Annotated in this window: 19 protein-coding genes; 8 read left to right on the plus strand and 11 right to left on the minus strand. The window is 67.3% G+C overall.

Annotated elements, in window-relative coordinates:
* From hcaD to ACK4S9_RS16585, 6 genes are all read left to right on the plus strand, one after another.
* A partial coding sequence (gene hcaD / locus ACK4S9_RS16560; RefSeq protein ID WP_409727694.1) for a 3-phenylpropionate/cinnamic acid dioxygenase ferredoxin--NAD(+) reductase subunit occupies positions 1-1,213 on the plus strand: 1,213 nt, incomplete at its 5' end.
* Positions 1,214-1,302: 89 nt separating this feature from the next.
* A complete protein-coding gene (locus ACK4S9_RS16565) occupies positions 1,303-2,247 on the plus strand; it encodes a 3-carboxyethylcatechol 2,3-dioxygenase (protein ID WP_409727696.1) in 945 nt (314 codons plus the stop codon).
* Positions 2,248-2,271: 24 nt separating this feature from the next.
* Positions 2,272-3,060: a 2-keto-4-pentenoate hydratase gene (locus ACK4S9_RS16570; protein ID WP_409727699.1), complete on the plus strand. Its 789-nt coding sequence runs from the start codon at positions 2,272-2,274 to the stop codon at positions 3,058-3,060.
* A 25-nt stretch (positions 3,061-3,085) separates the two neighbouring features.
* Positions 3,086-4,030, plus strand: coding sequence for an acetaldehyde dehydrogenase (acetylating) (locus ACK4S9_RS16575; RefSeq protein WP_409727702.1), 945 nt, complete (start codon positions 3,086-3,088; stop codon positions 4,028-4,030).
* A gap of 13 nt (positions 4,031-4,043) precedes the next feature.
* On the plus strand, positions 4,044-5,069 hold the full coding sequence (gene dmpG, locus ACK4S9_RS16580) for a 4-hydroxy-2-oxovalerate aldolase (RefSeq protein ID WP_409727705.1): 1,026 nt from the start codon (positions 4,044-4,046) through the stop codon (positions 5,067-5,069).
* 30 nt (positions 5,070-5,099) lie between these two features.
* Positions 5,100-5,969, plus strand: coding sequence for an alpha/beta fold hydrolase (locus tag ACK4S9_RS16585; protein ID WP_409727708.1), 870 nt, complete (start codon positions 5,100-5,102; stop codon positions 5,967-5,969).
* A 129-nt stretch (positions 5,970-6,098) separates the two neighbouring features.
* On the opposite strand, the gene ACK4S9_RS16590 is transcribed toward ACK4S9_RS16585, so the two are convergent.
* From ACK4S9_RS16590 to ACK4S9_RS16610, 5 genes are all read right to left on the minus strand, one after another.
* Positions 6,099-6,962 carry a PEP-CTERM sorting domain-containing protein gene (locus tag ACK4S9_RS16590; RefSeq protein ID WP_409727711.1) on the minus strand — a complete coding sequence of 288 codons (864 nt, stop codon included), beginning with the start codon at positions 6,960-6,962 and terminating at the stop codon, positions 6,099-6,101.
* A gap of 172 nt (positions 6,963-7,134) precedes the next feature.
* Entirely contained in the window at positions 7,135-9,027 is a 1,893-nt protein-coding gene (locus ACK4S9_RS16595) for a CocE/NonD family hydrolase (RefSeq protein WP_409727714.1), read from the minus strand.
* A gap of 122 nt (positions 9,028-9,149) precedes the next feature.
* Positions 9,150-10,538: an amino acid permease gene (locus ACK4S9_RS16600; RefSeq protein WP_409727717.1), complete on the minus strand. Its 1,389-nt coding sequence runs from the start codon at positions 10,536-10,538 to the stop codon at positions 9,150-9,152.
* Positions 10,539-10,847: 309 nt separating this feature from the next.
* Positions 10,848-11,069, minus strand: coding sequence for a hypothetical protein (locus ACK4S9_RS16605; RefSeq protein ID WP_409727720.1), 222 nt, complete (start codon positions 11,067-11,069; stop codon positions 10,848-10,850).
* Between the two features lie 159 nt (positions 11,070-11,228).
* A complete protein-coding gene (locus ACK4S9_RS16610) occupies positions 11,229-11,594 on the minus strand; it encodes a hypothetical protein (RefSeq protein WP_409727723.1) in 366 nt (121 codons plus the stop codon).
* Between the two features lie 551 nt (positions 11,595-12,145).
* Between ACK4S9_RS16610 and ACK4S9_RS16615 the strand changes: the two genes are divergently transcribed.
* Positions 12,146-12,475, plus strand: coding sequence for a DUF6966 domain-containing protein (locus ACK4S9_RS16615; RefSeq protein WP_409727726.1), 330 nt, complete (start codon positions 12,146-12,148; stop codon positions 12,473-12,475).
* Between the two features lie 689 nt (positions 12,476-13,164).
* Entirely contained in the window at positions 13,165-13,557 is a 393-nt protein-coding gene (locus tag ACK4S9_RS16620; RefSeq protein ID WP_409727729.1) for a hypothetical protein, read from the plus strand.
* On the opposite strand, the gene ACK4S9_RS16625 is transcribed toward ACK4S9_RS16620, so the two are convergent.
* The 6 genes from ACK4S9_RS16625 to ACK4S9_RS16650 all read right to left on the minus strand — a co-directional run bounded on the left by ACK4S9_RS16625 (position 13,554) and on the right by ACK4S9_RS16650 (position 20,600).
* Positions 13,554-14,744: a DUF3616 domain-containing protein gene (locus tag ACK4S9_RS16625; RefSeq protein ID WP_409727732.1), complete on the minus strand. Its 1,191-nt coding sequence runs from the start codon at positions 14,742-14,744 to the stop codon at positions 13,554-13,556. The two genes, ACK4S9_RS16620 and ACK4S9_RS16625, sit on opposite strands and share 4 nt — an antisense overlap.
* A 67-nt stretch (positions 14,745-14,811) precedes the next feature.
* Entirely contained in the window at positions 14,812-15,696 is an 885-nt protein-coding gene (locus tag ACK4S9_RS16630) for a DMT family transporter (RefSeq protein ID WP_409727735.1), read from the minus strand.
* Between the two features lie 93 nt (positions 15,697-15,789).
* Positions 15,790-16,797, minus strand: a complete 1,008-nt coding sequence (locus ACK4S9_RS16635; protein ID WP_409727738.1) for an amidohydrolase family protein — start codon at positions 16,795-16,797, stop codon at positions 15,790-15,792.
* 224 nt (positions 16,798-17,021) lie between these two features.
* A complete protein-coding gene (locus ACK4S9_RS16640) occupies positions 17,022-17,432 on the minus strand; it encodes a secondary thiamine-phosphate synthase enzyme YjbQ (protein ID WP_409727742.1) in 411 nt (136 codons plus the stop codon).
* A gap of 34 nt (positions 17,433-17,466) precedes the next feature.
* Entirely contained in the window at positions 17,467-19,773 is a 2,307-nt protein-coding gene (locus ACK4S9_RS16645; protein WP_409727745.1) for a putative bifunctional diguanylate cyclase/phosphodiesterase, read from the minus strand.
* Between the two features lie 125 nt (positions 19,774-19,898).
* Positions 19,899-20,600, minus strand: a complete 702-nt coding sequence (locus ACK4S9_RS16650; protein WP_409727747.1) for an MBL fold metallo-hydrolase — start codon at positions 20,598-20,600, stop codon at positions 19,899-19,901.
* Between the last annotated feature and the right edge of the window lie 65 nt (positions 20,601-20,665).

The raw sequence follows: 20,665 nt of genomic DNA on the forward strand, positions 1-20,665 counted from the left end.
CTCCGCCACCGTCGGCGCCGGCCCGCCCGGCGCCAATGCCGCGGCCGAGCTGCGCCGCCAAGGTTTCAGCGGCCGCGTGCTGCTGGTGGGCGACGAGCCCCACGCGCCCTACGAGCGCCCCCCGCTGTCCAAGGACGTGCTGCTGCGTCCGCAGGACACGCGCTGCGCGGTGCACCCGGAAGGCTTCTACGAGGAGCAGGGCATCGAGCTGAAACTGGGCGTGTCCGCGCTCGCGCTCGACGCTAGAGCGCGCATCCTGCGCCTGGCCGACGGCCAGGATATCGCCTACGACAAACTGCTGCTGGCGACCGGCGCCCGCGCGCGCCGCCTGCCGCTGCTCGATGCGCTCGGCGCCAACGTGCACACGCTGCGCACGCTCGACGACGCGCGCGGCCTTGGCGCCGAACTGCGCCCGGGGCGCCGCGTCGTGCTGGTCGGCGCCGGCGTGATCGGGCTGGAACTGGCCTCCAGCGCGGTCGACCTGGGCGCCCGGGTCACCGTGGTCGAGCCGACCCGCACGGCCATGGGCCGCTGCGCGCCGCCGCTCCTGAGCGGCTTCCTGTGCGATGCGCACCGCCGCCGCGGCGTCAGCCTGCGTTTCGGCGCAGGGGTCGACAGCGCGCGCCGCGAGAACGGCGACATCGTCCTGGACCTCCAGGACGGCACCCGGATCGTGGCCGACGCCGTGGTCTACGGCATCGGCGTCGAGCCCGACGTCGCGCTCGCGCGCGGCGCCGGCCTGGAACTCGACGGCGGCATCGTGGTCGATGCCGGCTGCCGCACCTCAAACCCGCACATCTACGCGGCCGGCGACGTCGCCGTGCGGCGCGGCCAGCCGCGCCGCGAGACCTGGGAGAACGCCCAGAAGCAGGGCATCGCGGCGGCGCGCGCCATGCTCGGCCTGCCGCTCGACGCGGAAGGCGCGCCCTGGTTCTGGACCGATCAATGCGGCTACAACGTCCAGTGCGTGGGCGACATGGCGGCGCCGCGCTGGATCGTGCGCGGCGACCTGGGCGCGCCGCCCTGCGTGCTGTTCGGGCTCGACCTTGATGGCGCGCTGGTGGGCGCCATCACCGTCAACCTGGGGCGCGAGATGCGCAGCGCGCGCGAACTGGTGGACCGGCGCGCCCGGCTGGCGCCGGAAGTGCTGCAGGACCCCGGCCAGGCGCTGCGCGCGCTGGCCAAGGCGGCAGCCGAGCCGCAGCCGGCCTGACGCCCGGCGCCCTGAACGGCGCCGGCCCCGAGCGGACCGTCGCCGACCACATATTCACCGATCCGTCCCATGACGGCTGGAGTTTGACGATGCCCATCCATCTTGAATGTCTGTCCCATACGCCGCTGCACGGCTACTTCGATCCGGCGCCGGAGGTGCTCGCCGAAGTCGAGCGCGTGCAGGCGGCGGCGCGCGAGCGCGTGCTGGCCTACGACCCGGAGCTGGTGGTCGTGTTTTCCCCGGACCACTACAACGGCTTCTTCTACGACATGATGCCGCCGTTCTGCATCGGCGCGGCCGCCGACGCGATCGGCGACTATCAAAGCCTGGCGGGGCCGCTGGACGTGCCGCGCGCGCTGGCCAGGGAACTGGCCGAGAGCGTGCTGGCCGCCGACATCGATTGCGCCTTGTCCTACAGGATGCAGGTCGACCACGGCTGCGCGCAGGCGCTCGAAGTGCTGACCGGCGCCCTGGACCGGTTTCCGGTGATTCCGGTGTTTATCAACTCGGTGGCGCCGCCGATGGCCAGCCTGCGCCGCGCGCGCCTGCTCGGCGAAGCGATCGGCCGCTTCCTGGCGCGCAGCAACAAGCGCGTGCTGGTGGTCGGTTCCGGCGGCATCTCGCACGAGCCGCCGGTGCCGGAACTGGCCGGCGCCGACGCGGAACTGGCGAACCGCTTGATCGACGGGCGCAACCCCACGCTTGAAGCGCGCCGCCAGCGCCAGGAGCGCACCGTGGCCGCCGCCCGCGCCTTCGCGGCCGGCACCAGCAGCATGCGTCCGCTCAACCCCGAGTGGGACCGCGCCTTCCTGGAACGGCTGGCCGGCGAACTGCCGGCGGTCGACGGCATGACCGACGCGGCCATCACCCGCGACGGCGGCAAATCGGCCCATGAGATCCGCACCTGGGTCGCCGCCTTCGGCGCGCTGTCGGCCTGCGGCCCTTACCGTGCCTCGATCGACTTTTACCGCCCGATTCCCGAATGGATCGCGGGTTTCGGAGCCATGCACGCCGTCCCCCTGACGGCGGCATAAACCGGACAAGCAAAGGAGAAAGCCTTGACCTCCCCACAACTCATCGACACCCTCGCGGCCAGGCTGCGCGAGGCGGAACAATCGCGCCAGCCGGTCGCACCGGTGCGCGGCGACATCAAGCCCGGCGACATGGCGCTGGCCTATGCCGTGCAGCAGGCCAACGTGGAAGCGCGCCTGGCGTGCGGCGAGCGCATCGTCGGCCGCAAGATCGGCCTGACCTCGACCGCGGTGCAGCGCCAGCTGGGCGTGGACCGCCCCGATTTCGGCGCGCTGTTCGCCAGCATGGCCTGCGGCGACGGCGAGACCGTTTCCCTGGGGCGCCTGATCCAGCCGAAGGTCGAAGCCGAGATCGCGCTGGTGCTCGAGCGCGACCTGGTGCACGAGAAGCACAGCTTCGCCGACATCCTCTCCGCCAGCGCCTACGCGCTGGCCGCGATCGAGGTGGTCGACAGCCGCATCCGCGACTGGGACATCCGCTTCGTCGATACCGTCGCCGACAACGCTTCGAGCGCGCTGTTCGTGCTGGGTTCGCGCCCGGTACGGCTGGACCAGCTCGACCTGGCGGGCTGCCAGATGACGTTGCAGCGGGACGGCGAACAGGTGTCCAAGGGCGTCGGCGCGGCCTGCCTGGGCAACCCGCTGAACGCGGCGGCCTGGCTGGCCGACACCATGGTGGCGCTCGGCACGCCCCTGCGCGCCGGCGACGTGGTCCTCACCGGCGCCCTCGGCCCGATGGTGGCGGTGACCGGGCCGGGCACCTTCACGGCCCAGATCGACGGGCTGGGCGGCGTGCGCGCGGTATTCGGCGAGTAAGCAGACAAATACAAGGACTGAAGCGATGAGCAAGAAACTCAAGGCCGCGATCATCGGATCGGGCAACATCGGCACCGACCTGATGATCAAGATCCTGCGCCACGGCCGACACATCGAGATGGCGGCGATGGTCGGGATCGACCCGAACTCCGACGGGCTGGCGCGCGCGGCGCGCATGGGCGTGGCGGTCACCCACGAAGGCGTGGAAGGCCTGGCCCGGCTGCCGGCCTTCGCCGACATCGACGTCGTGTTCGACGCCACCTCGGCCTCGGCCCACGTGAAGAACGACGCCTTCCTGCGGCAGCTGAAACCCGGCATCCGCATGGTGGACCTGACGCCGGCCGCGATCGGCCCCTACTGCGTTCCGGTGGTGAACGGCGACGCGCACCTGGACGCGCCCAACGTGAACATGGTCACCTGCGGCGGCCAGGCCACCATCCCGATGGTGGCGGCGGTGGCGCGCGTGGCGCCCGTGTCCTACGGCGAGATCGTCGCCTCGATCTCGAGCCGCTCGGCCGGCCCCGGCACCCGCGCCAACATCGACGAGTTCACCGAGACCACCTCGCGCACGATCGAGCAGGTCGGCGGGGCGCGCAAGGGCAAGGCCATCATCGTGCTCAACCCGGCCGAACCGCCCTTGATGATGCGCGACACCGTCTACTGCATGACCGAACTGGACGCCGACCAGGACGCGATCCGGCGCTCGGTGGCCGAGATGGCGGCCGCCGTCCAGCAATACGTGCCCGGCTACCGCCTCAAGCAGGAGGTGCAGTTCGACCGCTGCGAACAGGGCCTGAACCTGCCCGGCATCGGCCGCACGGCCGGCCTGAAGGTCTCGGTGTTCCTGGAGGTCGAAGGGGCCGCCCACTATCTTCCGGCCTATGCCGGCAACCTCGACATCATGACCAGCGCGGCCCTCAACACGGCCGAACGCATGGCCGAACGTCGACTTTCCGCAAGCGCGGCTTAAGCGAGGAATGCACATGTTCGACAAGACCAAGAAGATCTACGTCTCCGACGTCACCCTGCGCGACGGCATGCACGCGGTCCGCCACCAGTACAGCCTGGAACAGGCGGTGGCGATCGCCCGGGCCCTCGACGCCGCCGGGGTCGATTCGATCGAAGTGGCCCACGGCGACGGCCTGCAGGGCGCGAGCTTCAACTACGGCTTCGGCGCCCATACCGACCTGGAATGGATCGCCGCGGTGGCCGCGAACGTCCGGCACGCCAAGGTGGCGACCCTGCTGCTGCCGGGCATCGGCACCATCCACGACCTGAAGAACGCCTACGAGGCCGGCGCGCGCGTGGTGCGCGTGGCCACCCACTGCACCGAGGCCGACATCTCGCGCCAGCACATCGAGTACGCCCGCGAACTGGGCATGGACACGGTGGGCTTCCTGATGATGAGCCACATGACCACGCCGCAGGAACTCGCCCAGCAGGCGAAAAAGATGGAAAGCTACGGCGCCACCGCGGTGTACGTGGTCGATTCGGGCGGCGCGATGAACATGTACGACATCGCCGAGCGCTTCAAGGCCTTCAAGGACATCTTGAAGCCCGAGACCCAGACCGGCATGCACGCCCACCACAACCTGTCGCTGGGCGTGGCCAATTCGATCGTGGCGCTCGAGCACGGCTGCGACCGGATCGACGCCAGCCTGACCGGCATGGGCGCCGGCGCCGGCAACGCGCCGCTGGAAGTGTTCGTGGCGGCGGTCGACCGCATGGGCCTGGCCCACGGTTGCGACGTCCGCAAGCTGATCGACGCGGCCGAGGACATCGTGCGTCCGCTGCAGGAGCGTCCGGTGCGGGTCGACCGCGAGACCCTGGCGCTCGGCTACGCGGGCGTGTACAGCAGCTTCCTGCGCCACTCCGAAGCGGCGGCCCAGAAGTACGGCCTGCCGGCCTTCGACATCCTGGTCGAACTCGGCAAGCGCCGCATGGTCGGCGGCCAGGAAGACATGATCGTCGACGTGGCGCTCGACATGCTCAAGCGCCGCGCCCAGTAACACAGCCATTGACACACAAGGAGACACACGATGAGCAACAGTGCAATCAAGTTCGATGAAGCATCGACCAGCAAATTCGTCCGCACCGAACATGGCGGGCAGGAGTTGAACATCCACTACAACGACGTCGGCAGCGGCGCCGAAACGGTGGTGATGCTGCACGGCTCCGGGCCGGGCGCGACCGGCTGGGCCAACTTCCACCGCAACATCGAGCCGCTGGCGCAGGCCGGCTACCGCGTGATCCTGATGGATTGCCCGGGCTGGGGCAAGAGCGATTCGATCGTGAACACCGGTTCGCGCTCGGAACTGAACGCCGCCTTTCTCAAGGCGCTGCTCGACGCGCTGGCGCTCGAACGGGTGCACATCGTCGGCAACTCGATGGGGGGACACAGCGCGGTGGCCTTCGCGCTGGCCCACCCGGAGCGCGTCGGCAAGCTGATCCTGATGGGCGGCGGCACGGGCGGCCCGAGCCTGTACGCGCCGATGCCGACCGAAGGCATCAAGCAGCTCAACGCCGTCTACCGCGAGCCGAGCATCGAGAACCTGAAGCGCCTGATGAACGTGTTCGTGTACGACGCCAGCGCGATCACCGACGCGCTGATGGAGCAGCGCCTGGCCAACATCCTGGCGCGCCGCGACCACCTGGAGAACTTCCTGGCGAGCCTGGCCGCGAACCCGAAACAGTTCACCGACTACGGCCCGCGCCTGGGAGAGATCAAGGCAAAGACCCTGGTGATCTGGGGCCGCGACGACCGCTTCGTGGCCATGGACACCGGACTGAAACTGATCGCCGGCATCCCGGACGCGCAGCTGCACGTCTTCAACCGCTGCGGCCACTGGGTCCAGTGGGAACACGCGGACGCGTTCAACCGCATGGTGCTGGACTTCCTGGTCCACTGAACAGTGATGCCGGCTTGACGTAGCGCCGGTTCGACGATGGATGGAGGAGCGGCGCGGCGGCAAACGGCGCGGCGCCGCGCCCTCCGCCAGGAAAGCCCTTGCTCTCCTGGGGATGCGGTTTGGAGCGGTTCAGTTCGGCTTGCGACGGCGCAGCGCCAGACCGGCCAGGCCGATCGCGAGCAGGCCCAGGCTGGCGGGTTCCGGCACGTCGGCGCTGCGCTCGAAATTGGTGGTGGTGGTGAGGCCGGCAATGGTCCACGAGATGTTGTCGACCGCACCGTTGTAGGCGCCCCAGCCGCTGCCCACGCCGGAGCTGAAACCGATGATCAGCGCGTTCGGCATGAACGCCTGCCAGTCGGCCAGGCTGCTGTCGAACGCGTATCCGTTGCCGTTGAGGTCGTATTCGCTGCCCAGGCCGAGGCTGAAATTCCACATCTTGGTGCTGGCGCTCACGGTATCGGACTGCCAAGCGTCGACCGGCACCGCGCCCGGGGTATTGTAGGAACGTTCGAAGACCAGTCCGCCACGGTCATTCGTGGTTGCGAGGTTGCCGTCCCGATCGAGCAGCACGCGCAGAGAAGGATGCAGGTTGGCAGCGGCGGCGCTGGTGGCGTCCCGATACCAGTCGTAGGACATCGACTGCAGCGTCGAGAACAGGCCGAGTGAGCTCGTCGACGCGTACAGGCTGCCGACCTTCACGGCGCCCGGCAGGTATTCGATGTCGGCCTTGCTGCCGGCTGGCGCGGTGAAGGACACCGAGCCGTTACCCGAACGCGGGTAGTCACCGTCGATTCCGATGACCGCATTCGAGCGCACATTGTTGTAATACCAGCCGCTGGTGCCGACCGCCTGGCCGCCGCCAGGGGAGCCGCCGGCGAAGGTGTAGGCGTCGCCGCCCGGACTATTGGCGGTGACGACGGTGGCGTGCGCCGCAGGCATGGTGAAGATGGCGGCAATGCCCAGCGCGGTAATGCGACTGATCGAGACTTTCATGATACCCCCGGTTGATTATAGGAATAGAACAGCGCTTATCTCATAGCAATAAGTATTCCAGGAACGACAACTGTCGCATAATCAGGTACTTACATCATCGTGGAACGCAGTTTATCCAGGATGTGTAAGTAACTCCGACAGGCGCCGGCCTGCCGGAGGGAGCGGCGCTGCATCAGCGCACGACCGGTAGCTCGATGTAGCTCTGGTTGCCGGCGTCGTGATGCACCGCGTTGTCCGCGATGACCCCGGCTTTCTCGCTTTCGTTCGGCCCGCCCGTGTTCAGGTTGCGCACGAACTTCGGGAAGTTGGACGAGGTGACCTCGACCCGGATGCGGTGGCCGGCGCCGAACTGGATCGCGGTGGCGATCGGGCTCGGGCGGATGGTCACGATTTCGCCCGGGGTCAAGGGCGCCGGCTGGTCGAAGCCGTTGCGGTAGCGCGCGCGGAAGATGGTGTCGCCGATGATCCAGGCGGTGCCGTCCGGGGCCACGTCGACCAGTTTCACCGCGAAGTCGGTGTCCTTCGCACTCGACGAGACCTTCAGCACCGCATCCACGAAGCCGGCCACGCTCACCGGTGCCGGCAGCGGATCGCTGGTGTAGACCAGCACGTCGCTGCGCGCCTCGACCGGCCGCTGGTCGAAGGCGCCCGGGACCACGATGCCGCCGTTGCAGCAGTCGCCGCCGCCGATGGTCTGCACCGGGTTCATCGGATCGTAGCGGTAGCGGTCGGCGGCCTCGTTCGCGCCCGGCGCCTCGGTCGTCAGGCGGCCGTCGCCGTACAGGGAATTGGCGCGCCCTCCGGAGCGCAGGTACAGGCGCATCGGCTTGGCCTTCTCGGGCGGCCAGGTGCCGGCGCTCTGCCAGCGGTTGGCGCCCATCTCGAAGTAGCGCACGTGCGGGGTTGTCGCCGGGAAGGCCTTGGCGTCGCCCTTGAGCCAGCGGTCGAACCAGCCGTAGATGGCGCCGTCGACGTCGAAGCTGGTGTCGCCCATGTTGCGCTCGCCGATGGTGTTGTCCGGGCCCAGCCGGGAAAACGCGCAGTGCACGTTCGGGGCCACCACCGCGTACTGGTTGCTGCTGGCTTGCTTGTCGGTGCCGGCCGCGCGCGCATGGTTGAACAGCTCCAGGTTGGGGCCGATCGAGACGTCGTACCAGCTGTTGAACCAGAGCGCAGGCACGCCCCAGCCCATGCCTTCGTGGTACAGGCCGCCCTTGCGCCAGGCCGGGTCGGCAGGGGAGCGCTTGATGAGTTGCTCGAAGGTGCCGGCCGGCTCGCCCAGCGAGGACAGCAGCTGGTCGACCGGCAGGTGCTTGATCTGCTTGTTCCAGTCGACTTTCGGCTTGGCCGGATCGAGGTCGTTGTAGGCTTCGACGCGGGCGCGCAGCTTGTCGTCGCTAATGGCCGGCAGCTGGGCGCGCAGCGGATTGTCGACGCCGTACAGCCAGACGAAGAACAGGTTGCGCGGCACGCCGCCGGTGTACCAGTTGCCCTGTTCCTGGAAGCGGCCGACCTTGCCGATGCCGGCACCGGCCGCCATCGGCACCATGGCCGCGTGCGCCGGGTGGTTCAGGGCGGCGAGGGCCAGCTGCCATTCGGCCGAGGACGAGCAGCCGAGGGTGCCGACCTTGCCGTTCGACCAGTCCTGGGCCGCGATCCAGTTCAAGGTGTCGTAGCCGTCGTTCTGCGGATTGCCCAGGATTTCCCAGTTGCCTTCGGAGAAATAGCGGCCGCGCTCGTTCTGGACGATGAAGGCGTAGCCGCGCTTGACCGATTCGAGCACGTAGCGCTGGGTCGATCCCTTCAGCTTGCCCTCGTTGTAGGGTGTCTTCCACAAGATGGTTGGCAGGCGGCCGCTGGCGTTCTTCGGCATGTAGACATCGGTCGACAGCTTGACGCCGTCGCGCATCGGCAGCATCACGCTCCGGCGCGACGTGGCGATCAGCGCCAGTTCCTTTTCCAGGGCCTCCTGGCTGTACTTGCTGTAGTCCTGCGCCGCGACGACGACGTGGGCGTCGGCCGCGAACAGGGCGAGGGCGACGCAACTGGCGACAATCTTTTTCAAGCTGACTCCTTGGCTCATGGGTTGTGGGCTTCGGAGTAATACTTTATCAACAGCTTTCCTGTTGAGCTAGCGCAACTTGACGAATTGGCTTGCCAAACGTGAAACAGCCGTAGGCTGTGGCTTTATCGCGTCTTTACGTGCGCAGCCGGCACCGGCGCGCCGGCGGCCAGTTGGCGCTGGCGCAGCCAGTAGCCGAGGGCCAGCAGGGACAGCCAGGCCGGGATCATCCACACCGACACCCGCAGCCCCGGCGTCAGGTACATCACCACCACGACGCCGGCCAGGAAGGCCAGGCACAGGTAGTTGGTGAGCGGGAACCAGGGGCTGCGGAAGGCGGTCTGCTGGCCCGCGGCCTGCTTGGCGCGGCGAAAGCGCAGGTGGCTCCAGCAGACCATGCCCCAGTTGATGACGAGCGCGGCCACGGCCACGCCCATCAGCATGCCGAAGGCGTCCCTGGGAAGGAAGTAATTGATGCAGATGCAGATGCCGGTGGCCACCGCCGACACGCCCAGCGCCGCCAGCGGCACGCCACGCTTGCTCAGCTTGAGGAGGGCGCGCGGCGCGTTGCCCTGTTCCGCCAGGCCGAACAGCATGCGGCTGTTGGCATACACGCAGCCGTTGTAGACCGACAGGGCGGCCGTGAGCACCACCAGGTTCAGGATGTTCGCGACCACGTTGCTGTCGAGCGCCGCGAAGATCAGGACGAAGGGGCTGCCCCCCAGGGCCACCTTCTGCCACGGGTACAGCATCAGCAGCACGGCCAGCGCGCCGACATAGAAGATGGCGATGCGCCAGATGGCCTGGTTGATGGCGCGCGGGATGGTGCGGCCGGGATTGTCGGCTTCGGCCGCGGTGATGCCGATCATCTCCAGGCCGCCGAAGGAGAACATGATCACCGCCATCGACAGCGCCAGGCCGGCAAAGCCGTTCGGGAAGAAGCCGCCGTGCTGCCACAGGTTGGCCACGCCGGCCTGCGGGCCCGCCGTGTCGCTCACCAGGAGGTAGACGCCGAACACGATCATGCCGACCACGGCCGCCACCTTGATGATCGCGAACCAGAACTCCAGTTCGCCGAAGGCCTTCACGTTCAACAGGCTCAGGGAATTGACGAGGACGAAAAAGCCGAGCGCCGAGACCCAGGTCGGGATGTCGGGGAACCAGTACTGCACGTAGATCCCGAGCGCGGACAGCTCGGCCATGCTGACGAGGATGTACATCACCCAGTAGTTCCAGCCGGAGACGAAACCGATCATCGGGCTGCCGTACTTGCTGGCGAAATAGCCGAAGGAGCCGGCGACCGGCTCGTCGACGATCATTTCGCCGAGCTGGCGCATGATGAGGAAGGCGATCAGGCCGGCGATCGCATAGCCGAGCAGGGCGGCGGGGCCGGCCTGCTGGATGGTCTGGGCCACGCCGAGGAACAGGCCGGTGCCGATGGCGCCGCCGAGGGCGATCAGCTGGATGTGGCGGTTCTTCAGGCCACGTTTGAGTTCATGCTTGGCGTTGTCCATCGTTGGCCCCAAGGGGAAAATTGCCTTAAAGCCAGCGATTTTACTGCAAGCAGGGCCGCCATGGAGGGCGGCCCTGCCGAAACTTCGCTTGCGGATTCAGAAGCGGCGGTAGCCGCGGCGGCCGAGTGGATAGCGCTGCGCCATCTTGCCACCAAACTTTTTCCAGAGCAGGCCTGCAATGGCCATCATGATCATCTTGCGCATGCTGTCCTCCATTCGTGTAAGGGCTGGCCGCGCGGCGCGCGGCATCGCCCCCACCTTAGCAAAGAACGGGCAAACCGGGCGCAAGCCTGGTGGAGGACGGGCCGCTCAGCGCCCCGCGCCCCCATCCGCGCCGACGAGGTACCAGACCCGTAGCCCGATGTCGGACGTGCGCAGGCTAGCCATGCCGCCGGCGATGCGCGTGAGGGTTTCGATGTTGAGCGGCTTGACACCGGTGCGCTGCAGCCAGGCGTTGGCTTCGACCAGGGCGCGGTCGATGCCTTCGGGACGTCCGTATTCGCTGGACGAGAAATCCCGGAATGCGATCATGGGGAAGCGGATGACTGACTCGACAGGTAGTAATCGTGTACCGCCGTGTATGCTAGAAATGCCCCGCCCCAGAAGCAGCTCGACCAGAGCAGGACGATGGCCGCGGCGGCCGCGAGCGAGCGGACCGGAAAGTCGGGAGAAGCGTTCATTGGAATGGGCTCAGCCGGGCATGACGAAGAAGGCCATGATGCCGGCCAGTCCCGCGCCCAGCATCATCAAGAGGAAGCCCGACATGCGCGCCAGCGAAGCCAGGCGGCGGCCCTGGGGCCGGCTGCGCAGCAGGTAGAGCGGGATGCCGAGCGGCGCGAGGGCCACCACGGCGCTGCTCAGCCAGCGCGGGCGCCGGTACAGCCGGGCCTCGCTGTCGAGGCGATACCAGTAATAGGGCAGGAAGCTCGACAGGAAGGCGGACAGGATCATCCACCATACGGGCATGTGCATGTGGGCGGCGGCGTACAGGGCGTCGGACATGCCGCAGGCAAACATGAGCGCCAGGAGCGCCCACAAGGTGTTCTTGGGAGTCATTGCATCGAATCGGAAGCGAGGCGGCGAGAATACCACCGGCACCGGGGTGCGAAATTCAACAAAAATCACGGGTGTGCGCAAATATGCATGGCTCATGAGGTTTGCGCGGCCGGAGGCGCTTGCTTGCACGGGGAGGGAGCCCACCGTACACTGAGCCATTCGGGCGGACTGCTGGCGGCCAAGAGCGGAATCATGAACTAAGGTCCTCGGCTTGCCAGGGCGACCGGCAATGTAGATTGCTGTTGCTCCCGCAGTAAAACCATAAGATGAGGAACTAGAGCGCATGAAGAAATCGGTAGTGATTATCCTTGTCCTTGTCAGCGCAGGGGTTTGCGCCTTTGCAGTAGGCATACGCGGTGGATGGGCGGTGGGACAAACCTATTTCGAATTGAAGGTACAACGCGAAGCGTCACGCTAAGCAAAGCAATGCAGGTGTGCAGACATCGTGGCAATACAAAGCGAATTTGTCGTCCGCTTTGGGTGGTAAGCGGACTCTACAATAGGTCCGCTATCGGCCAGAAGCGGACGTACCCCTTTTTTTGACACTAAACATGGGACCGAAAACTCAAGAGCTAATCCACGTTTTAGCGGAACTCGCCGGCCTACTTGAAAGCGATGGCGAGCAACATTGGCGCGCCTGGATGCTACGCGCCAAAGCTCGGTTAGAAAATTCGGACTACTCGGGTATTGAGTATCTGCTTAGTGCGTATGGCGGGATGGGATCATTCAATGACTTTGTCGCTGGGCAAAGCACTGTCGCTGGGCAGTTTGCATGGAAACCGGGGTACAAAGAGCTGAACGATGAGATTGACGGCTTGCGAACCAGGGCATGGTCACTCGCAAAATACATCAAGCAGGATCATGTGATCGACCGCTCCTGAGTTGTGTCCGCTTCGGGTCGTAAGCGGCACTAGTAATATAATTTTTAATGCTTACCACTATCTCTTTTGACTCGTCTACTCGGCCTGTCTACACACACTTGGAACCCATGGTCGATCTGCTTCTTCAGCATGGGAATGAACTAGCGCTTCCATATCGATGGGAGAGAATCGGACCGGATTCTTCTGATTCTTGGCAAAGCGCATCGATTTCGATCTGATCGAGTCGACATGCGTGTTGCCTGAGACCGTGCGTCTTGCACGCTCTGAAGGAAGTGTGGAATGCGACCTCACTTGGGCGAGCATCAAAGGCGGCATCGCCCTAGTTGTTCAGGTATTGCATGCCACCTGAAAATCGTTAGTGAAGGTCTGCTTCGGGGCGGAAGCTCACTGACCAGGGCAGTCTGCTCGCGGCATGATCTTCAATTTATCGACGCATCGCATGCGGTTTCGCCCTGCGCGAGAATCGATATCGCCATGATCCGGGCCGCACCCGGTCTTCCTCGACGACGTGGCCCTGGCGGACATATTTCTTCTTGCCGCAAGTATTGCTACATTAGCGCGGAGCCCAGGACAGGGTGGGCAATTCCTCCATGGGACTGCGCGGGATATCGTCCGTGGAGGGTGCAGAATGACTCGGCAGCGAGCGCCGTCAATGGCCGCGCATGTCGGAAACGCACAAAGGAGCAGGAATGCCTCGATTCGAACTGACCGCCCGCGAACTCATCGTTCATTTGGGTAAGTATGAAAGGATCATGGCGCTTGTGCATGATGTCCGGGTTCCACTCGTGGACGTCAAGCAGGTCAGGGTGGATCCCGGCTATGGGGGGCCAGGCGGCATGCGGCTCGGCTGGCGCCTTCCCGGGACGCACATACCGTTCCTTGTCGCGGCCGGCACCTTCGTTCGTAATGGAGAAAGGCAGTTCGTCTTCACGCGGCTGGGGCTGCAGACGATCGTCCTCGAGTTGGACCACAAGGAGTGGCGCCGACTGGTGATCGGCGTGCCGGATGGCCACGCCGAGGCGGATCGCATCAATGCCGCCCTTGCACGTCTGGACAGGTGCGCGCAGGGGCGCGATCGCTAGACCGGTTGCTGCGCCAGGCCCGCATCGGCTCGGCGCCCCTTGCGCCCTTTCGCAGCCGGCGCCCGCGGCAAGGTGTACACATCGGCCACCAGCGTGCTGTCGCCGATCTGCCGGCTGGGCGATGCCGAATCGTGCACCACCAGCAGGGCATCCTGGCCATCCTTGTCGACGGCGAACAGCGCGATGCCCTCGGGGTGGTCGACCCCTTGGCCGAAGGGCAGTTCCAGCACCAACTCCAGTTCGTCCGCCGGCACCACGCACTCCTTGCCGGGCGCGGCCGCGCCGCGCCAGCGCAGCAGGCGCACCGGGCCGTCCAGGTCCATGGTGGGGCCGGCCAACACCAGGATGTCCTTGCCATGCACGCACAGGTCGCGGATCCCGAGCCCGCGCAGGTCCAGGAAATGCTTGCGGTACAGGCGCCCCTCGTCGTCGACCGGGCCCAGCCGCAGCAGGCCGGGCTGCTCGTCCTCGACGGGCGCGACTTCCACCACCAGCGCCCAGCCGCGCAGCACCGGACCGCGCAGGCCGAGCAGCAGGTGCTTGCCGGCCACCGCCAGGCCCTCGACGTCGAAACCGTTGTCCTTGCCGGGAATGGCGAGAAAGGGGCCGAGGTGTTCGTCCTGGCGCAGCAGGGCGGTCAGTTCGTTGCCCTGGCGGTCGCCGCGCAGCATGGCCGCGCGCCGGACCTTGCCCTTGTGGACCGTTTCCTTTTCCAGGGTATGGCCGTCGCCGTCCTTGCACAGGGGGATGCGCGCCAGCAGGTAGCGGTTGGCGTCCAGGCTGACGCTGGCGAGGCGCTTGTGCGCTTTCTTCACGCCGTCGCCGTCCTTCGGCTGCTTGCGGCGCAGGCTGTGCGAGCCCACCAGCCACAGGTACTTGCCGTCGCTGGCCAGGCCCTCGATGTCGGCTTCGTTGATGTCGTCCTCGCTCTCGCCATGCGGCGGCAGCGGCAGGTCGAGGTAGTCGTGCAGCGCGTACTGGCGGTGCGCGCGGGTGAAGCTGCTGCGGCCCGTGCTGTCCACCCCGGAGACGGTCAGGCGCTCCAGGCTGACCGATTCGTCGTTGGCGAGCCAGAGCGAGCTGCCCATGCGCAGCGCCACCGACAGGCCGTCGCGCAGCTCCTTGCCGTAGCAAAGCTCGTCGCGCTCGGGATGGAATTCGAGGAGGACGATGTTGGTCGGGTGCATGCAAGATTCTGGCGGCGGCGTGCGGGATTGCCGGCAAAAGATAGCATGCGCCCGGTCCGGCCGGCGCTCAGCAGTCCGGTCTGTTCTGCATTGCCGGCGCCGGGCGCGCGGCGCGCGTGACCAGGATCACCCCGCCGCACACGAGCACCAGCGCGGCCAGATTGGTCCAGGTCAGGATGTCCTCGTGCAGCCAGATGGCCGACAGCGCGGCCAGGTAGAGCAGCAGCAAGGTAGAGGCCAGGTCCAGCCGCCCCAGGCCGCCGCCCGCCGCGTAGCCGGCAGCGAGCAGGGCCAGGCCACCGATCGCCAGCTGCCAGGCGGTCATCAGCATCGCATCCATGTGCTGCGACAGGCGCTTGCCGTAGATCGACGCGGCCGACAGCACGAAGGCCGCCAGCACGATGAAGCCCTCGCCCTGCAGGCTGACGCTGGCGCCAAGCAGGCTGGCGTCGGCGTTGACCGCCAGCACGCCGGCCAGCCCGAGCAGGCAGCCGGCAAGCTTGCGCGCGGACAGGCGGTCGTCGCGGTACAGGAAGTGGGCCAGCAGGACACTGAAGAAGGTGGTGGTCGCGTTCAGGATCGAGGCCCGTACCCCGGTGGTATAGGCGAGCCCGATGTAGAAGAACACGTACTGCAGGCTGGTCTGGGCCAGGCCCAGCGCGACGAGCTGGCCCAGCCGGGCGCGCGGGGGCAGGGGAGGCTTCCTCTGCAGCAGCCAGGCAACCGCGGCGACGCCGAGCCCGGCCAGCAGGAAGCGGTAGCCGGCATACACCAGCTTGGACGGGATATCCGGCTGCAGGATGCCGAGCATGGCGTAACCGCTCTTGATTGCCGGGTAGGAGCTGCCCCATAACAGGCAGCAGAGGGTCGCGAGCGCGACGACGACCATCGGTCGGGAAAACAGAGTGGTCTCGGGCGGTGGGGCGGGGACTGCGGATGACGCGGGATGCATGCGGTGATTCGTCCTAGGCTACGGTCAATGTCATCGGACATCATACAACATAGCAGGGAGTCTTGCTCGAGGGCAGGCCGGCAAGCGGCCGGATCAGCGCAGGTAGGGGGCCAGGTTGGCGGCGATGCGCCTGAACTCCGCTTCGCTCAGAGGCAGGGCGCGAAAGGCCGCCCAGGCTGCGCGCGGCTTCATGTTGGTGGGCGTGGCCGCGTCCGAGCCGTACAGGACCTTGTCGAGGCCCACCATGCGGATGCGCTCGGCCATCTCGCGCGCGTGCGCCCGCTTGACGCCGGGCGTGACGATCGAGGCCACGTCGAAGTACAGATTGCGGGTGTGCGGGTCCTTGCGCGCGGCCGCTTCGGCGAACACGCGCATCGCCTCGTTGGCCGGCGGATCCTCGTAGCCCGGGCCAGTGCCGGCGAAGTGCGCCACCTGCACCATGATGTCGGTGGCCTCGGGCATGAGCTGCTCGAGGAAGGCGCGCGCCTGCGCCTGGCCGTAGGGGCGCCCCAGCGAGATCGACGCGCGCATGTGCACGGCGATCGCCATGCGGTGCCGGTTGGCGGCGCGGAACACCTGCTTCAGGCGCGCCAGGTGCTCGGGCTTATCGAGCTGGACGTCGGAGTTCCCGAAATGCAGCTTGAGCCCGGTACGCAGTTGCGGATGGGCGGCGCAGCGCGCGATCTCGGCCAGCGCGTATTCCTTGAGCGGGTTGAGGCCGCAGAAGGCGCGCAGGCGCTCCGGATACTTGGCGACCTGGGCCGCGGTCCAGTCGTTCTCGGCCTTCACCTTGGCGTACTCGTCCTCGACCACGCGCGATGGGCGCCCATACATGTAGGCGGTCGACATCACGGCCGCGCGGCGGATGCCGGCCTCGTCAAGAAGCGCGACCAGTTCGGCGGCCGGGATTTCGCGCAGCGCATCCGGCCCCGGCGCGGGCGCGATGAAGGCGATGATGCCCGGGCTGAACAGGTGCTGGTGGTGGTCGGCGACGGGGACGACCGGGGCCGGCGCGGCGGCGGAGGCGGACGCGGGCAGGGCGAGGCACAGGGCAAGCAGCAGCGTGGCGCGCGGACGCAGCATGGCGAACAAGGACGGCATGGCGAACCTCGGTTCCGGGAACGGGCTTTCAGCCTAGCGGCTGGCGGCCATGCTGTCCACGACAAATGGATGCATGTGTCGCCGCCTTGAAGACGGTGGCGACCGGAAAGCGGTGCGGCCGTTTTCCTGCGCCCGGCGGGTGCAGCGTCACGGCCTGCATGCGGTGTAGTCAAATGGCTTGCCTGGGTCTTCCCCCACGGCTGGTGAATCCCGGATCCCCGCTCCTACATCACGGTGACGACCACACGGCGGCGGTGCGGCGCGCTGCGGTGCTCGTAGAGGTAGATGCCTTGCCAGGTGCCGAGCAGCAGGCGGCCGTCGCCGACCGGCACGCTCAGGCCCGACCCGGTCAGCATGTTGCGCACGTGGGCCGCCATGTCGTCCGGCCCTTCGGCATCGTGGCGGTAGGCCGGGTCGCCGTCGGGCGCGAGCCGCCCCAGCACGGTCTCGAGGTCGCGCCGCACGTCGGGGTCGGCGTTCTCGGTGATCAGCAGCGAGCAGCTGGTATGCTGGACGAAGACGTGGGCCAGGCCGCAGCGAACGCTGGAGGCGCGTACCACCTCGGCCACGGCGTCGGTGATGTCGCGGGTACCGCGTCCCGGGGTCTGGATCTCGAGGATGTGCTGGTGCGCCATGGCGTACTCCGGTTGTGGTTGCTCAGCCCGCGGATCAGGCGGCTGCCGGCGCCGCCCCCAGGCCGCCCAGCACGGCCAGCAGCTCGTCCAGCGGCGCCGGGCGTGCGAACAGGAAGCCCTGCATCAGCGGGCTGCCGTGGCCGGACAGGTAATCGGCCTGCTGGGCGGTCTCGATGCCCTCGGCCACCACCCGCAGGCCAAGGTGCTCGGCCATCGCCAGGATCGATTGTACGATCGCGGTGCCGTTGACGTCGTTCGGGGTGTCGCGGATAAAACTCTTGTCGATCTTCAGTTCGTAGAGCGGCATGCGCTTGAGGTAGGCCAGGTTCGAGTAACCGGTGCCAAAGTCGTCCACCGAGAAGCGGATGCCCAGGGCCGCCAGTTCGTGCATGCGCGCGATGGTCTGGTCCAGGTCGGACACCAGCAGGCCTTCGGTGACTTCGAAGATCAGCTGCCGAGCGGGCACGCCGGTGTCATGCAGGACCCGGGCCACCGTGTCGACGAAGTCCGGCTGGCGGAACTGGACCGGGCTGACGTTGATCGAGAGCGGCAGCGGATGGCCGGCCGCGCTAAGTCGCAGCCAGGCTTCGCAGGCCTGGCGCAGCACCCAGTTCCCCAGCGGGACGATCAGGCCGGTGTTTTCCGCGATCGGGATGAACACGTCGGGCGGCACCAGGATGCCGTCGGCGCGGCGCCAGCGCATCAGGAGTTCGGCCCCGACCGGGCGCTGGTCGCGGTCGACCTGCAGTTGCAGGTGCATGGCCAGTTCGCCCTTCTCGAGGGCATTGGCGAGGTCGCGCTCGAGGGTGAGCTTTTGCTCGGCATCGGCCAGCATGGTGGTCTCGAACAGGGCCACGCCGTTGCGGCCGCTCGCCTTGGCCTGGTACATCGCGGTGTCGGCTTCGCGCAGCAGGTCGTGGGCGGTCTGGCCGGCGCGCAGCGGCAGGGCCACGCCGATGCTGCCGGTCGAGCGGTACACGTGCTCGTCGATGGTGACTTCCTCGCCCAGCGCCGCCAGCACCTTGTGCGCCACCTTGAGCGCGGCGCTGGCGGCGAGCTCGGGGTCGTCGCCCAGGTCGCTGAGCAGGATGACGAATTCGTCGCCGCCCAGGCGCGCCACGGTGTCGCGCGCGCGCACGGTCGCCACCAGGCGCCCGGCCGCGCTGCGCAGCAGGGCGTCGCCGGTGGCGTGGCCGCGCGCGTCGTTAACGTACTTGAAATTGTCGAGGTCGATGAACAGCACGGCGCCGAGCGCGCCGCCGGCGTTGCGCGCGTCGACCAAGGCATCGAGCCGCTCGGTGAACAGGCGGCGGTTCGGCAGGCCGGTCAGCACGTCGTAGAAGGCCAGGTTGTGGATCGCCTTGGCCGAGTTGCGACGCTCGGTGATGTCGCGCCCGACCACCACCCAGTGAGTGCTGCGCCCGCCCTCGCTGGCGAAGGGCACCAGTTCCATCTCGGCCCAGAAGGCTTCGCCGGCCTTGGTGTAGAGCAGCAGTTCCGACTTGACCGGCTCGCCCCGCGCGACCGCGCGCAGCACGCGCGCCACCTCGTCCGGATCGGTGTCCTGGCCGTGCAGCAGGCGCATGCTTTTCCCGATGATCTCGTCGCGCCGGTAACCGGTGCGGCGTTCGAAGGCCTCGTTGGCCGAGATGATCGGCTGCTGCGCGCCCGGCGCGTCGACCGCCTGGGCGATCAGGACCATGTCGTTCAGGCGCGCCACCGCGGCCGAGGTCAGGCGCAGTTCGGCGTTCAGTTCGTGCAGCTTGTCCTGCTTGGATTCGAGGGTCGCGGCGAAGCCCTGCAGTTCGCCTAACGTGTCGGCCAGGCCCTTGACGAGGGCGCCGCAGGTCATCGTGATGAGCGCGCCCACGCACAGGTAGTTGAGCGTGACGATCAGGGAAGACAAGAGTTCATCCTGGCCGAGGCCGGCGACGTAGAGCTTGGCGTGGCCGGACAGGCCGAGCCCCAGGATGGTGAGGCCGCTGGCGAACAGCGCCCCCAGGGCCTGGCGGGTGCCCAGCAGGACCACCGCCAGCACGGGCGGGGCCATCAGGAAGATCTGGCTGACCGCGCCCACGCCCAGCATCAGGCCGACCCCGACCAGGAACAGCATCGCCAGGAAGTTCAGCACGCGCAGCGTGTAGGGGAGACGGTCGAACCACCAGATCGCGAAGACCCAGGCCAGGGCCACGATGTCCATCACGGCGATCGGCCAGATGCCGTCGACCAGGGCCAGGATCGCGCTGGGCACCGCGGCCAGCACGGCCAGCACCAGCACGGCCGACATCAGGGTCGAGAAAATCCGTGCGCGCCACTGGGCCAGATCGTCAAACTGTTTCATGCATCAGCCCTGTGGCGCCGGTTAACAATGTTTATCTATTGCCATCAAGATTTCAATGGAAGCAAGATTATAGTCGGAACCGGTCCCGGTAGTTGTTGCAAGTTGGCAACTGTGCAGTGCCGTTTCTAGAGGCTATGCTCCAGGCCCAGCATGCGGTTGGCTGGCACCGCCACGTCCATCAGCTTCGGACGCGGCAGGTCCAGGGCCGCCATCAGGGCCACGAACTCGTCGCGCGAGCGGCCGGCCAGGCGGGCGTTGTGGCGCTTCTCCCAGCCGATGGTGGATACCGACTGGCCACGGTAGTCGTGGCCGGGCCAGACGCGGGTGGTGTCGGGAAGCGCGAACAGCTTGGCCGTCACGCTGTCGTACAGGCTTTCCGCGCTGCCGCCCTGGAAGTCGGTGCGTCCGCAGCCGTCCACCAGCAGGGTGTCGCCGCTGAACAGGTTGCCGCGCCAGAGGTAGCACATGCTGCCGGCGGTGTGGCCGGGGGTGTGGATGACGGTGATGTGCTCGCGCCCGCCGAAGGCGACCAGGTCGCCGTCCTGCAGCTGCACTTCGGCCGGCGGGATCCCGCAGCCGCTCGGGACGCAGGCTTTCGCGCCGGTGAGTTCGCGCAACCTGCCGGCCGAGGTGACGTGGTCGGCGTGGGCATGGGTCTCCAGCACGTGGGTCAGCCTCAAACCGAGGCGCTCGAGGTGGGCGAGGTCGCGCTGCCAATGGCGGTCGACCGGGTCGATGATCACCGCATCGAGGCTGTCCGGGGCGGACAGGATGTAGGTGTAGGTCGAGGATTCGGCGTCGAACAGCTGGATCGGATTGACTTGCATGGGCTCTCCTGGGTGCGGCGTGTGTTTTACCATAGGACTGCTCGCAGGGGAAGGCGGAGGAGAAC

Source organism: Massilia sp. (assembly GCF_046293535.1).
Classification (GTDB): Bacteria; Pseudomonadota; Gammaproteobacteria; order Burkholderiales; family Burkholderiaceae_D; genus Telluria.

Bases quoted from the DNA above. Each gene is read 5' to 3' on its own strand.
- ACK4S9_RS16565 (WP_409727696.1), top strand. From the start codon at position 1,303: ATGCCCATCCATCTTGAATGTCTGTCCCATACGCCGCTGCACGGCTAC.
- ACK4S9_RS16575 (WP_409727702.1), top strand. From the start codon at position 3,086: ATGAGCAAGAAACTCAAGGCCGCGATCATCGGATCGGGCAACATCGGC.
- dmpG (WP_409727705.1), top strand. From the start codon at position 4,044: ATGTTCGACAAGACCAAGAAGATCTACGTCTCCGACGTCACCCTGCGC.
- ACK4S9_RS16585 (WP_409727708.1), top strand. From the start codon at position 5,100: ATGAGCAACAGTGCAATCAAGTTCGATGAAGCATCGACCAGCAAATTC.
- ACK4S9_RS16590 (WP_409727711.1), bottom strand. From the start codon at position 6,962: ATGAAAGTCTCGATCAGTCGCATTACCGCGCTGGGCATTGCCGCCATC.
- ACK4S9_RS16600 (WP_409727717.1), bottom strand. From the start codon at position 10,538: ATGGACAACGCCAAGCATGAACTCAAACGTGGCCTGAAGAACCGCCAC.
- ACK4S9_RS16605 (WP_409727720.1), bottom strand. From the start codon at position 11,069: ATGATCGCATTCCGGGATTTCTCGTCCAGCGAATACGGACGTCCCGAA.
- ACK4S9_RS16610 (WP_409727723.1), bottom strand. From the start codon at position 11,594: ATGACTCCCAAGAACACCTTGTGGGCGCTCCTGGCGCTCATGTTTGCC.
- ACK4S9_RS16615 (WP_409727726.1), top strand. From the start codon at position 12,146: ATGGGACCGAAAACTCAAGAGCTAATCCACGTTTTAGCGGAACTCGCC.
- ACK4S9_RS16620 (WP_409727729.1), top strand. From the start codon at position 13,165: ATGCCTCGATTCGAACTGACCGCCCGCGAACTCATCGTTCATTTGGGT.
- ACK4S9_RS16625 (WP_409727732.1), bottom strand. From the start codon at position 14,744: ATGCACCCGACCAACATCGTCCTCCTCGAATTCCATCCCGAGCGCGAC.
- ACK4S9_RS16630 (WP_409727735.1), bottom strand. From the start codon at position 15,696: ATGCATCCCGCGTCATCCGCAGTCCCCGCCCCACCGCCCGAGACCACT.
- ACK4S9_RS16635 (WP_409727738.1), bottom strand. From the start codon at position 16,797: ATGCCGTCCTTGTTCGCCATGCTGCGTCCGCGCGCCACGCTGCTGCTT.
- ACK4S9_RS16640 (WP_409727742.1), bottom strand. From the start codon at position 17,432: ATGGCGCACCAGCACATCCTCGAGATCCAGACCCCGGGACGCGGTACC.
- ACK4S9_RS16645 (WP_409727745.1), bottom strand. From the start codon at position 19,773: ATGAAACAGTTTGACGATCTGGCCCAGTGGCGCGCACGGATTTTCTCG.
- ACK4S9_RS16650 (WP_409727747.1), bottom strand. From the start codon at position 20,600: ATGCAAGTCAATCCGATCCAGCTGTTCGACGCCGAATCCTCGACCTAC.